The following is a 12,635-nucleotide window of genomic DNA, read 5'->3' as shown; positions in this document are numbered from 1 at the left end:
CGTTCCGGACGCCCCGCCTCCAAAGAGGACTATTGGGACATGCCCCAAAATCTACCGGAGTGGATTAGCAGTCGATGACGTGCAGGTCGTGCGGGGTCTTGGTGAAGGGCTCGTAGCCGTTCTCGGTGACGACGCCGTAGTCCTCCAGGCGCACGCCGCCCACGCCGGGCAGGTAGACGCCGGGCTCCATGGTGATAACCGAGCCGACCTCGATGATATTCTTGCTGCGGTTGAAGTTAGGCAGCTCGTGGATGTCGATGCCCACGCCGTGGCCCAGACCATGGTTGTAGTAATCGCCATAGCCGGCATCGCCGATGATCTTCTTGGAAAGCTTGAAAATGTCGTTGCCCTCGACGCCCGGATGGATAGCGGCGACGCACTCCTCATGGGTGCGGCGCACGAGCGCGTACAGGTCGAGCTGCTCCTGAGTGGGCTCACCCATCACGACGGTACGCGTCATGTCGGAGCGGTAGTCGCAGTAGCCCGCGCCGTAATCCATGAGGACGAAGTCGCCCTTCTCGATCACGCGATCACTCGGGACGGCATGCGGGTTGGCGGTGTTGGGACCGCTCGCGACGATGGAGCCAAAGGCCAGGCTGTCGGCGCCGTTGGCGAACATAAAGTTCTCGAGCTCGTTGCGGACCTGCTTCTCGGTCATACCGGGCTTAATAAAGCCGAGCATGTGCTGGAAGGCGGCGTCGGTAATCGACTGCGCATGGCGCATGAGCTCGATCTCCTCGGCGTCCTTGATGGCGCGCATCTTGCGAATGTCGTCATGCATCAGCGGCAGCATGCAGGCGACGGAACGATCCTCCAGACCACGCTGAATTCCCTGGTAGAAGTTGATCTGCATGTCGTCCTCGACAGCGCAGACGCGGCACTTGTTGGCCGCGATCTTGCCGGCGACCCAACCGGGGATGGTGCCCTCGTCCATGTCGTAAACCCAGGGGCTGCCGGCGGGCGTGTTCTCCTCAAAGCTGTTGAGGTAGCGCGAGTCGGTATGGAACAGGCACTGGTCAGCCGTAATAAACGCCGCATGCGGGAACTCGAAGGTGTAATCGAAGACGCCCTTCACGCCCGTAAGCCAACGAAGATTGGCCTCGTCACGAACCACGATAGCGTCGTAGCCGCGCTCAGCCATCAGGGCACGGACACGCTCGATACGACCGACAGGACCGGCAGCAAACTCAGACATGCAGATTCCTTTCTTGTTGTCTCCATAAAGACGGGACGGGCTCAATCAGCGTACGGAATCGCGCGCGATTCGCAACCGATTGGAAACCCGCCCCTCAACATGATACGAAAGACGATGTATGTCAATAAATCCTAGAGAAGTTCTTTGCGAGAAGCCAAGTAGGCGTGAGCATGGCGGTCGAGGACCTCGTCCTCAACGCTCGTTAGACGAATGGCGCCGAGTGCCACGGGCAGCGGCAACATACTACGGTTCGAGCGGACAAACTGCTGCCTGCGGAACTCCTCGATATATGCGGCAGGCTCCAGATCGAAGGCGAGCTCCTCGATACCAAAGTCCTCCAGGCAGTCATCGACCTCAAAGACGTAATCGATATCGAAGTCGCAGGCATCGTGTGCTAGGCGCGCCTCAAAGCGCATGCCCTCGGACAACAGCTGGTAGGCAGGCACCTGCGAAGCGGCATCGCCCAAGCAGGCGCGCAGGGTACGCTCCCCCGTCTTGCCAAAATCGAGCGCATGGCGGGCGCTCGGGTTCGTGGCCATCAGTACGTCCTTGCGGGCAGTCTGAGACCACTGAACGGCATTGACGAGCGCGACCTCCTCGCCCGCGAGAATCTCGGGAACGGTCTCGGTAAACTGATTCCAGCGGGACTTACTACTCGAAAGCATGGTGCCAACAAGTACCGCATAGCCGAGCTTGAGGTCCTCGGGGTCCGCCTCGCGTACGAGGTCGAGGTCACACACGACCAAGCCCGGCTCGGGACGGAACGCGATAGCGGGAAGCGCATTCGCCGACGAGGCGACAAGCGGCTTCATGGTCGTCGCGACCGTAAGCATGGCGTCGAACGTCGTCGGCAGCAAGGCGCACTCGGTGCGACCGCACCACTGATTGGCACACCAGCAAACGACCGAGCAGGTCGCTGTGTCGCCGACAGCGACAACGAGATCGTCGCAGGTGATGCCGTTAGCCGACAGGGCGCCAAAGACGGTATCGGCATCAGCCAGCGTAGCACCGGCAGGTGAAACCTCGAGGACGAGCATCGACACGACAAAACCGGCGTCGACCAGCGCATGCTCGACAACCTCGCCAAAACGCTCGGATGTAGCGTCGTTCCAAACCACCATCGCGCGCTTAGGCTTGCCCACAGCCGAGGCAAACATGCGCGGCAGCTCCTCGAACGCGCCCAATCCGACGCGGACATCGACACTGCGGTTTTGGAAATTGATAAGTTGACGGCGAATCATAGCAGTCCACGCTCCAAAAGCATCTCGGCACAAAGGTAGGAAACGTCCTCGAAGGACTTGTTGCGAATATCAAGGGTAATATCGGCGGCCTGACGATACAGCGGACGGCGATGCTCAAACAGGCGCGCAGCGTGCTCGGGCGAGCGGAAATCGGGCCGGGTATCGGAGCGGCGAATCTGGCGCAACGAGTCCTCAAAGTCACCTTCGAGGTACACACAGGTACCCATCTCGTGCATCAGCTCAATGTTCACCGGCGTCTCGACGATGCCACCCCCGCACGATACCAGCAGGCTGCGCTCGCTTTGAAGCGAACGGAGTGCCGAGGTCTCGAGCTCGCGAAAACGATCCTCACCCTCGGTCTCAAATATCTCGGTCACCGACTTGCCGCATCGACGCACAACCAAACGATCGGTATCGATAAAACGCCGCTTGAACATAGTGCCCACGTTGCGCGCAAGCGTCGACTTGCCCGCGCCCAAAAAGCCGATAAAGAAGATATGGTCGCAGCCGTGTTTGATGTGCTGAGACATGGCGAAACCTATTCCTCGCAGGGAAGGTCGCGCAGGGCCCGGCGCTCAAAGATACGGAAGATCTGCGTGTACCACAGGTCCTGGGTCGCCTGCGGCTTGACCAGAATAGTGTCAACGCCGGCAAAGTTACCGCTCCACACGTCCGTGTAAAGCTGGTCACCGATCAGCACGGCCTCGTCGGCCGTGGCGCCCAGACGCTTAAGACCCGCCTTCAGGGCAAACGGGGCAGGCTTCATGGCGTGGCTGATAGCCTCGAGCCCCAGCTCGCGCGCCGATGCCATGACCTGGTCGCGATGCCAGTTATTGGACACCATACACAGTTTAAAGCCCTTGGCATGGGCGGCTTCGAGCCAAGCTGAAACCGCAGCGGGAACCTGCTCGGTATCGCGCGGCACCAGAGTGTTATCGCGGTCGAGTAGAATGGCGCGCTTGCCGTCGGCCCAGAGGGTATCGAGGTCGATGCGGTCAACTGAGGCAACATATCGTTTGGGGCTAAAAATCCTCATGATCAATTCCAAGACTGTTGGTGCTCTTCGTAGGTCTTCGAGAAATACTCCTCGTCCTGTGTAATGTAGAAATACAGGTCATCAGAGTCGGTCGGCTCAAGGGTAGCCTTGAGCGCCTCGAGCGACGGAGAGCAGATGGGCGTGGGCGGCAGGCCTTCATGCTTATAGGTGTTATACGGACTATCGCTCTGCAGGTCGTCGGCGGTAACCTCGCCGCCGGTGACATACATCATGGTCGCATCGCTATTGAGGTAACGCAGGCCATCGAGCTTGCCCGCCAGACGGTTATAGAAAACCGAAGCCACATGCGCGCGCTGATCGGCGTTGAGGCCCTCGCGCTCGACGATCGAGGCAAGGTTAACGATGTCGTAATCGGACATCTCCACGCCATAGCGCTCCTTGATCTTGGCCTCGCAGCTGGCAAAGTCAAGCGACTTATACTCGGCGTTGAACTGGTCAAGCATGGCGCGAATCACATCATCGGCAGACGGGTCCTTACCCAACGAATAGGTCTTGGGGAATAGGAAGCCCTCGAGCGAATCGTTCGCGGCATCTTTAAGGAAAGCGAAATCATTCACATAATTGCTCGCCTTGGCCTGGTTAAGGAAGTCTTCCTTGGAGATGCTGTCGTATGCCGCGGCCACGCGATCGGCGACCTGGTCGACCGTTAGGCCCTCAGGGATAGTCAGCGCATCGGAGCCCGCATTGGGGCCTTCCATGAGCTGCTGAACAACCTTGGTCGCGTCCATGAGCGTGGTAAACGAGTAGGCGCCAGGCTTAAGCGACATATCGGCATTGAGCTTTTTGACCGCCGCGTAATAATCCTTGGGGTCTTCGACGATATGGTTCTCGGAGAGAATCGAAGCGATGGTATCACCCGAGGCGCCATCGGGAATCGTGATAGTAACTTGCTGGCCAGCAGCGACTTTCGCATCCTCGCCGGCAAAAAAGCCCTTGACGGCTGGCACGACAAAGAAAACGATCGCGACAAGCGCAAGCACGGCGATGACGCCACCGATAATCATAGGCACCGGAGAGCTTTTCTTTTGGACGCCACGGTGGGCACGCGTGTTATAGCTCGAGCGCGTGGCCGGAGCTGCGCCATGTGTGCCGTGAGCATGATGTGTACGCGTATGCGATTGAGGCGCCTGCGCACGCTGCGTGGGCGCCTGCTGCTTAAAGCGGGTACCGCTTGCGGCCCGGGCTGCGCGGGCAGCGGGCTGTTGGGCAGGACGCTGAGCAGATTGTGCTGCACGAGAGGAGGGCTGTGCGGGACGAGCAGCAGGCTGAGCCGCACGCTGCGTCGGTTGCATCGGACGCTGGCCGGACGATACAGGGCGCGGCGTAGGCTGCCCCTGGCGATTCGGCTGGCGCGGATCGGAAGCGCTAGGCATGCGAAACCTCCTCGTTTTTGCGATCGAGCCACGTCTGCAAGAACAGGCTGGCGGCGATCATGTCAATCTTGCCCCTCATCTGCTTTTCGTTGAGTCCCTGCTCGCGCAGGATACGCTTTGCCTCTTGCGAGGACAGGCGCTCATCCTCAAACTCAAGCGGAAGATCGAGCTCTTGGGCAATCTTTTGCGCAACGGCGGCAACGCGCTCGGCCTGGGGGCCGGGCTCACCGGCCATGGTCAAGGGACGTCCGCTTACAAGGATATCGGGCTCATAGTCCTCAACCAGGTAACGGAACGTCTTGGCCATGCCAGTGACCTCGGCAGCCGGGAGCACCTTGACGGGCATTGCCATCTTGCCATCACGGCTCGAGACGGCAATGCCAATCCGGGTCTCCCCTATGTCCAGCGCGAGCGCGACCACAGCGACTACTTAAGCGCCGAGCGCGGTCTTGGCGGCCGCGAGGGCATCGGCGATACCGGCGGCGTTCTTGCCACCGGCCTGGGCCATGTTGGGACGGCCGCCGCCGCGACCGTCGACCAGGCCCGCGATCTGCTTGATCACGTTGCCGGCGTGGAAACCGGCCTTGACGGCGTCATCGGAGCCGGCGGCGAGCAGGGCGGGGGTGCCCTTCTCGGTCACGCTGGCAACGACACAGGCGACGGGACCGTCGACCTTCTGGTGCACGGTATCCCAGACGTTGCGCAGGTCGGCAGCTTCAAGGCCCTGAAGTTCAGCGACGACGAGCTTGTAGCCGCCGAGCTCGACAGCGCCCTCGATGGCGCTGGAGATCGCATCGGAGGAGCCACCGGTCAGAGCCTTCTTGAGCTTACCGGCGGTCTCGCGCAGCTCGGCCTGCAGGTTCTCCACGCGGGCGGGAACCTCGTCCACGCGGCACTTGAGCGCTGCGGCAGCGGCGTCGACGAGCGCCAGACGGTCGGCCATGTAGTCGAGGGCACCCTTAGAGGTCACGGCCTCGATACGGCGGACGTTGGAGCCCGTGGAAGACTCGGAGATGATCTTGAACAGGCCGATCTCGGCAGTGTTGGCGGCATGCGTGCCACCGCAGAGCTCACGGGAAAACGGCTGGTCCTCGGCGCCCACGGAGACGACGCGGACGACATCGCCGTACTTCTCGCCAAAGAGGGCGACAGCACCGGCGGCCTTGGCCTCGTCGATACCCATGACGCGGGTAACGACCGGCTTGGAAGCGAAGATCTGCTGGTTGACCAGATCCTCGACAGCCTTGAGCCGCTCGGAAGAGAGGGCCTCGAAGTGCGTGAAGTCAAAGCGCAGGTGCTCGGGCGTCACCAACGAGCCAGCCTGGGAGACATGCTCGCCCAGGACCTGCTTAAGCGCGGCGTCGAGCAGGTGCGTGGCGGTGTGGTTGCGACGCAGGAAGCCACGGCGCTCGGCGTCGAGCGCGGCGGTCACGGTAGCACCGACGGTCAGCGTGCCCTCGGCAACGTGAGCAACGTGGGCATACAGGCCGTTGTGGTTCTTGGTATCGGAAATGGTCAGCGCAACGCCCTCGGCGGAAAGCTCGCCGGCGTCGCCCTGCTGGCCGCCCATCTCGGCGTAGAACGGGGTGCGGTCGAGCACGACCTCGACGTCCTCGCCGGCAGCAACGGACTCGACGGACTCGCCGTTGCGCACGATGGCGACAACCTTGGCGCCATCGATGACGTCGTTGTCATAGCCGTCGAACTCGGTCGCGGAGACCTTGTCCGAAAGCTCGACCCACACGTCGTTGAAGCTGCCCCAGGCATCGCCCTTGGCGTTGGCGCGAGCGCGGGCCTTCTGGTCCTCCATACAGGCGGTGAAGCCGTCCATGTCGACGTCATGGCCAGCGGCGCCGGCGATCTCGACAGTCAGGTCAATGGGGAAACCGAAGGTGTCGTGCAGCTTAAAGGCAACGTCGCCCGGAAGCACAGCGCCCTCGGCGAGCGCGGCCAGGGCCTCGTCCAGGTAAACGCGGCCGTTGTCGAGCGTCGTGGAGAAACGCTCCTCCTCGGAGGCGACGATGCCCTTAACGAGCGCGACGTTCTTGAGCAGCTCGGGATAGGCCTCGCCCATCTGGGCGTTGACCTCGTCGATGAACTTGGTCAGGAAGGCTCCCTCGATGCCCAGCAAGCGGCCGTGGAACACGGCGCGGCGGAGCAGGCGGCGCAGGACGTACTCGCGGCCCTCGTTGCCGGGCAGAATGCCGTCAGAGATCATAAAGTCGACGGCACGGGAGTGGTCGGCGATGATGCGCAGCGAGCGGCTGGCACCGGAATAGTCATCGGCGTCATAAGTCTTGCCGCTGATCTCCTCACCGAGCTTGATGAGGTGCTGCATCAGATCGCCGTCGTAGTTGGCGGTCTTGTGCTGCATGATGGCGGCCATGCGCTCCAGGCCCATGCCCGTATCGAGGTTGCGGTGCGGCAGCTCCGGCATGGAGCCGTCCTCCTGGCGGTCGTACTGGGTAAACACGAGGTTCCAGAACTCAAGGAAGCGGTCGCAGTCGCAGCCAGGCTTGCAGTCGGGGCTGCCGCAACCGACCTCCTCGCCCATGTCAAAGTAGATCTCGGAGCACGGACCGCAGGGACCGGTGGGGCCAGCGGCCCAGAAGTTGTCGTCCTCGCCCAGACGCGAGATGTGATCCTCGGCAACGCCCAGGGAGCGCCACACGTCATGGGTCTCGTCGTCCTCGGTAAAGACGGTGAAGTACAGGCGGTCGAGCGGCAGCTTGAACTCCTTGGTGATGAGCTCAAAGGCCCAAGCGCAGGCCTGCTGCTTGGAGACGCCACCAAAGGAGAAGTCGCCGAGCATCTCAAAGAAGGACAGATGACGGCCGTCCTCGCCGATGCAGTCGATGTCGTTGGTGCGAACACACTTCTGACAGGAGATTGCGCCGATCTCCTTCATGGTCTTCTTGCCCTGGTAGTACTCCTTAAACTGGTTCATGCCGGCATTGGCGAGCAGCAGCGAAGGATCGTCGGGAACGAGGGACGAAGAAGGATAGAGTTTAAGACCGCGCTCCTCAAAGAAGTTGAGGAACTTAGAGCGAATCTCGGCCGTAGTCATTGACGGGTAGTCAGCACTCATAGAGGGAATCTCCTCGGTTTCACATCGAAACAGTTCAAACGTAACGATATTACCATCCCACCGCCCTAGCGCAAAAAAGAGGGCCGCCAAACAGCGACCCTCCAGCGAAAGTGCATGTTATTTAGGACTAAGCAATCCTTTGAAAAAAATGTTTCTTTCTAAAATGTTCAGCTAAAGTAAACTTACATTCAGGATAATTTGAACAACCATAAAACGATTTTTTTAATACAATATTGTTGCCACACTTAGGACATTTTCCTACAAGGGGTCCCGAGCGCTTAGTGGGAATTTGTACCCCTTATCGATACAAATTCCCCGTAGGCGCTAGGGACCTCTTTAGCTCCTTGGAAGCTGTCAGTAGTATACCTAATAATTTATCTCCATTCCCTTTAGTAACGTGTAACTTTCCAAATTTACAAAAGCGACTCATAGAATTATTTCCTCCCGTTAAATAATAGATAACTATTAAAAATAGACAATACTTGCTCATAAGTAACGGTACTTAAATTGTTTACTTTGGCGTGTTTCATTGCTTGATGAAACTGATTTTTAGTAAACAGTTGACGATATTCTCGATTGACCCATTTTGAAACAAAGTACGTATATAGCTTCCAATATTTATCTGGAACATCTGTGGTATGGCGGGTAAGTTTTATTAAGACACTGTTTACTTTTGGTTTAGGATGAAAGCATTCCGCTGGCAGCTTAAGCAATTGCTGAATCGAGACTTGAGTGTGCAAGAGCAACCCTAGTGTTCGGTGAATATCCAAGGTACGCTTGTAGAATCCTTCTTCAACAATCAGATAGATGTCAGACGCATGGCTTTCAAAAACCACTTTTTTAATAATTTGTGTGCTTAAATGGTAAGGAATACTCCCAACAATTTTATACCTCTGTTTGTTAGGGAATTGAAACTGTAGAATATCTTGGTGAATTAAAGTGACACGAGTATTCAGTTTTAATTTTTCTGACGATAAGTTGAATAGATGACTGTCTAATTCAATAGACGTTACCTGTTTACTTATTTAGCCAGTTTCGACGTTAAATGCCCTTTACCTGTTCCAATTTCGTAAACGGTATCGGTTTCTTTTAAATTCAATTGTTTTATTATTTGGTTGAGTACTTTTTCACTCGTTAAAAAGTTTTGAGAATATTTTATATTTTTGTTCATATAATCACTCCTGAAGTGATTACATCAGTAAAGAAATACAGAAGTTAAACGATTTGTTTGTATTTTTAGTTATCTGTTTAAAAAGTCACAAGATTAGTCACTGGTAGGAATTAATCTAACGTATTTATTTATCTGCGTAATCACTGTTTTTAGTCTGTTTCAAAACAGTAGATGTTTTATCTACATTATGCATTTGGAATACCAACATGACGAATCCCTCCTTCTTAATTACAAATTTTTAGCATCTAATTTAACTTCAATTCCTATTATACACAAAATTTTAAGATAAATCAATAGCTGTTGTTAAAATATCGCTTGCTGAAATAGTTTCTTTTTCCGTGTGAATATCAAAATCAATAAAGAAGGTATTGATTTGTCTTAAATTGTTTTCAGAATGTCCTTTAGTGTATGAACGGTTTTCGTCTGCATACGTACCATAACGATAAACGTTTGGTGTCCAATGCGTAAATGTATCTTGATTTTCGTGAATCGCTTCTTCGGAAGTCAGAACAACGCCACGTCCGCCAATCATGCTTTTTTTTGAGCGATACGCAAAAATAGCCCCTTTACTTTTACCTGGCTTGGTAGTGATTGAGCGAATTTTACTATTTTTAAATTTGTACTTTAACAAGCCGTCATGAAGCACAGTTTCTACAACAAAAGGGATATTCATTCAGCTGTTCTCCTTTCTTACGAAAATTAATTAGTTAGAAGCTACGATCAAAGTTGAATCACAACAAAAAAGGCAATCAACTAAGTTTTTCTTAATTGATTGCCTGGTATCTTCTTAAAGACTTGAAATCCCCTCAAAAACCCGATATAATGGGTTTACAGATATTTAAGTATCTGATTAATAAAGTAATTAAATACTTTACCAAATTTTGGGTCTCGACTTCTTTAATTGATTGGTGGTAATCAATTAAGGCTCGCAGTTAAAGTTTCTCAGGCTTTAACTGGTCGTGGCTCTTTTTTTGTATTCTTTATTCAGTTCGTTGTTTCGTTATATCTAGTATATCGCTTTTTAAAAAAAATACTATATAAGAATCATCCGGAAGGAGCGGCCGATGAATACCAAACGATTTATCCTGAATGCACTTCTGGTTGTAGCACTTTTAGCGCTCTTGGCCTTCTCCCACTGGTATTCAAACCAACCAGCATTTGGCTACGTATTATATGCAGTAATGTCCGGCGATAAGGCCTATTGCCCTCTACGCGCAATTGACGTTCTCTATTTCTATGTAGCCGGCCCCTTATCAATCGCTTTGCTCGTGTTTCTTGTCTTTTACAACATCAAGAAACGTTAAAAGACCTATTTAGAATCCGAATCATCCATGGAGCCGTCGATGCCGGTTCTGGTGTCGTCGTCCGTATTGGAATCGTCATCCTTGGCGAAGGGGTTCTTGAAAAAGCCTGTCGCGTCGGGCTGAAGCCCCGAGAGCTTGATCCAGGGATTATCGAGCTCGGGCTTGGGCATTGCCTGGGCCTCGGGCGCGGTCTCGTTGCCGATGAGCTCGGACTCGTAGATGAACGTATCGTCTCCAAGCGCGTCATAGGCGGCGACAGGATTGCCCTCGGCATCGCGATACGGCGTACCCTTAAACACGGCACCTTCGTAGGCCACGAGCTGGCGGCCGGTCTCGTTTTCGAAGTAGTACACGAAGATACCCTTGAGGGCCGCGCACAGCGGGATGGCGATAACCATGCCGATGGGGCCCATAAGCGCCGAGCCAATAACCAGGGCCGTGAGGCTCATGATAGGATGCACCTGCACCGAGCTCTGCATGACCTTAGGCGAAATGACGTTATCGGTGACATTTTGTGCCACCATGGTCACAACCAAGGTCCACAACGCCAGCATCGGGCTAAACATAAACCCGAGCACCGTGGCAATCGCCGCGCTCACCCAGGGACCGACAACCGGGACCAAGTGCATGATGCCGGTAAAGATGGCCATGAGCGCCGCATACGGATGCCCGATGATCGTAAAGCCGATAAAGGCAAGGATGCCACCGCAGATGGACGTCACAACCATGCCACGCATGTAACCGCCGACTGAGCGCGAAAGAATCGCGACCATAAAGCGGTACGAGGTTTCCTTTTCCTGACCGATGATGGTGCAGACCTCGTGGTGCATACGGGGATAATCGCAGGCAAGCCAATAGGCAAGCACCAGACCCAAAAAGATCACGAACAGCTGTGAGGCCGTGTTGGTGATAAGCGGGAACACGCCGCGGCCGAGCTCGGCGGCAATCTGTGAGACATATTTGGACGCCACCGTAACGAGCGAAGAAAGGTTATCGTCCAGGTACTCCTTGACCGGCGTGTTGTTGAGCGTCTTGGCGCGCGAGATCATCTCATTAAGGTCGCTGCCCGCAACACGTAGCTGCTCAGGCAGGCGGCTCAGGACTTCCATGATCTGGCCAAAGAGAATCGGCGACAGGATACAGACGACACCGACGAGCACGGCTACGACTACAATGAGCGCGATGAGCGAGCCGATGCCGCGGCCCACCCCATGATGCTCAAGCCAGTTGGTAATCGGCGACATTACAAAGGCAATAATGGAGCCGACGGCCAGAAACTCAATAACCGGCGCCAGAATCCCCATGAGGTTAAAGATGACGGCAGCGATCACGATGCAGCCGACGACGGCCCAAATGCGCAGCGTCAGAATGCGGGTGTCACGCAGCGCGCGATCGGTTTGTTGAGGGTGCTCACTCATGAACGAACCATTACTCCGTCGGGGTCAATCTTGTCCTGAATCTTCTTAAGCGTACGGCGCAGCAGGCGCGAGACCTGCACCTGGGAGATGCCCAGCTTCTTGGCGATCTCGATCTGGGTCATGCCCTTCACAAAGCGCAGCTCGATCACCTCGCGCTCGCGCGGCGAGAAATCGCGAATGGCCTCCTCAATCACCAGACGGTCATCGGTAAAGTCGAGCTCGTTGTCGTCGTCAGCATAGCGGTCGAGAATCGAAGGCGCATCGTCGGAATCGGACGCACCGGGGGCCTCGATGGGTACCGAGGTGTAGGCCGAGGACGATTCCATGGCTTCGAGCACCTCGTCAACGGTCACGTCCAGGTATTCGGCGATTTCCTCAACCTTAGGAGAACGCTGTAGCTCGTTGGTGAGCTTGTCGGTGGCCTGGTTGACCTTGGCCGAGAGCTCCTGCAAACGACGCGGCACGCGCACGCTCCAGCCCTTGTCGCGGAAGTGGCGCTTAATCTCTCCCAGAATAGTAGGTGTCGCGAACGTGGTGAACTCGAGCCCGCGCTCAGGGTCAAAACGGTCGATAGCCTTGAGCAAGCCCAGATAGCCGACCTGCAAAAGGTCATCGAGCGGCTCACCGCGGTTCTTAAACTTGTTGGCAAGAAACCTTACCAGGTTCATGTGGGACATGACGAGTTGCTCGCGGGCATCCGGATCACCGGTCTCCTTGTAGCGACGAAACAGCTCGCGGGTTTTCTCCTTGTCCCAAGCGGTCTTACCGCTCCGGGAACGTTCGGTCAT

Annotated in this window: 12 protein-coding genes and 2 pseudogenes; 1 reads left to right on the top strand and 13 read right to left on the bottom strand. The window is 55.7% G+C overall.

Annotation, left to right across the window (positions count from 1 at the left end):
* Positions 1-64 precede the first annotated feature (64 nt).
* The 11 genes and pseudogenes from DXB53_RS04260 to DXB53_RS04200 all read right to left on the bottom strand — a co-directional run bounded on the left by DXB53_RS04260 (position 65) and on the right by DXB53_RS04200 (position 9,798).
* The gene (locus DXB53_RS04260; protein WP_117583454.1) at positions 65-1,195 is read right to left on the bottom strand and encodes a Xaa-Pro peptidase family protein; all 1,131 of its coding nucleotides are present in this window, start codon (positions 1,193-1,195) and stop codon (positions 65-67) included.
* A gap of 131 nt (positions 1,196-1,326) precedes the next feature.
* Positions 1,327-2,436, bottom strand: coding sequence for a hypothetical protein (locus DXB53_RS04255; RefSeq protein WP_117583453.1), 1,110 nt, complete (start codon positions 2,434-2,436; stop codon positions 1,327-1,329).
* Positions 2,433-2,966 (bottom strand): shikimate kinase, encoded by a 534-nt coding sequence (locus DXB53_RS04250; RefSeq protein WP_099431675.1) that lies wholly within the window; start codon positions 2,964-2,966, stop codon positions 2,433-2,435. Before DXB53_RS04250 ends, DXB53_RS04255 begins: the two co-directional genes overlap by 4 nt.
* 8 nt (positions 2,967-2,974) lie before the next feature.
* Entirely contained in the window at positions 2,975-3,472 is a 498-nt protein-coding gene (locus DXB53_RS04245; RefSeq protein ID WP_117583452.1) for a YqeG family HAD IIIA-type phosphatase, read from the bottom strand.
* A 2-nt stretch (positions 3,473-3,474) separates the two neighbouring features.
* The gene (gene mltG, locus DXB53_RS04240) at positions 3,475-4,866 is read right to left on the bottom strand and encodes an endolytic transglycosylase MltG (protein ID WP_233503798.1); all 1,392 of its coding nucleotides are present in this window, start codon (positions 4,864-4,866) and stop codon (positions 3,475-3,477) included.
* Entirely contained in the window at positions 4,859-5,287 is a 429-nt protein-coding gene (ruvX, locus tag DXB53_RS04235; protein ID WP_117583450.1) for a Holliday junction resolvase RuvX, read from the bottom strand. Before ruvX ends, mltG begins: the two co-directional genes overlap by 8 nt.
* Positions 5,288-5,296: 9 nt before the next feature.
* Positions 5,297-7,954, bottom strand: coding sequence for an alanine--tRNA ligase (gene alaS, locus DXB53_RS04230; RefSeq protein WP_117583449.1), 2,658 nt, complete (start codon positions 7,952-7,954; stop codon positions 5,297-5,299).
* Positions 7,955-8,105: 151 nt separating this feature from the next.
* Positions 8,106-8,219 (bottom strand): annotated as a pseudogene (locus tag DXB53_RS10195) (topoisomerase DNA-binding C4 zinc finger domain-containing protein); the annotation flags it as partial.
* 169 nt (positions 8,220-8,388) lie between these two features.
* Positions 8,389-9,125 (bottom strand): annotated as a pseudogene (gene erm(B), locus DXB53_RS04215) (23S rRNA (adenine(2058)-N(6))-methyltransferase Erm(B)).
* 124 nt (positions 9,126-9,249) lie between these two features.
* A complete protein-coding gene (locus tag DXB53_RS04210) occupies positions 9,250-9,333 on the bottom strand; it encodes a 23S rRNA methyltransferase attenuator leader peptide ErmL (RefSeq protein WP_001860874.1) in 84 nt (27 codons plus the stop codon).
* Between the two features lie 72 nt (positions 9,334-9,405).
* Positions 9,406-9,798: a hypothetical protein gene (locus tag DXB53_RS04200; RefSeq protein WP_222847410.1), complete on the bottom strand. Its 393-nt coding sequence runs from the start codon at positions 9,796-9,798 to the stop codon at positions 9,406-9,408.
* 391 nt (positions 9,799-10,189) lie between these two features.
* Between DXB53_RS04200 and DXB53_RS04195 the strand changes: the two genes are divergently transcribed.
* Entirely contained in the window at positions 10,190-10,429 is a 240-nt protein-coding gene (locus tag DXB53_RS04195; RefSeq protein ID WP_117583448.1) for a hypothetical protein, read from the top strand.
* Between the two features lie 5 nt (positions 10,430-10,434).
* Here the strand turns inward: DXB53_RS04195 and DXB53_RS04190 are convergent, their stop codons facing one another.
* Both DXB53_RS04190 and DXB53_RS04185 read right to left on the bottom strand, forming a co-directional pair.
* The gene (locus DXB53_RS04190; protein ID WP_117583447.1) at positions 10,435-11,847 is read right to left on the bottom strand and encodes an AI-2E family transporter; all 1,413 of its coding nucleotides are present in this window, start codon (positions 11,845-11,847) and stop codon (positions 10,435-10,437) included.
* Positions 11,844-12,635 (bottom strand): RNA polymerase sigma factor SigF, encoded by a 792-nt coding sequence (locus DXB53_RS04185; RefSeq protein ID WP_117583446.1) that lies wholly within the window; start codon positions 12,633-12,635, stop codon positions 11,844-11,846. Before DXB53_RS04185 ends, DXB53_RS04190 begins: the two co-directional genes overlap by 4 nt.

The sequence above is a fragment of the Collinsella sp. OM04-5 genome, from assembly GCF_003439125.1.
Taxonomy (GTDB): Bacteria; Actinomycetota; Coriobacteriia; order Coriobacteriales; family Coriobacteriaceae; genus Collinsella.
Note: the sequence above shows the minus strand (reverse complement) of the source record. Positions and strands in the feature narration are given on the sequence as shown.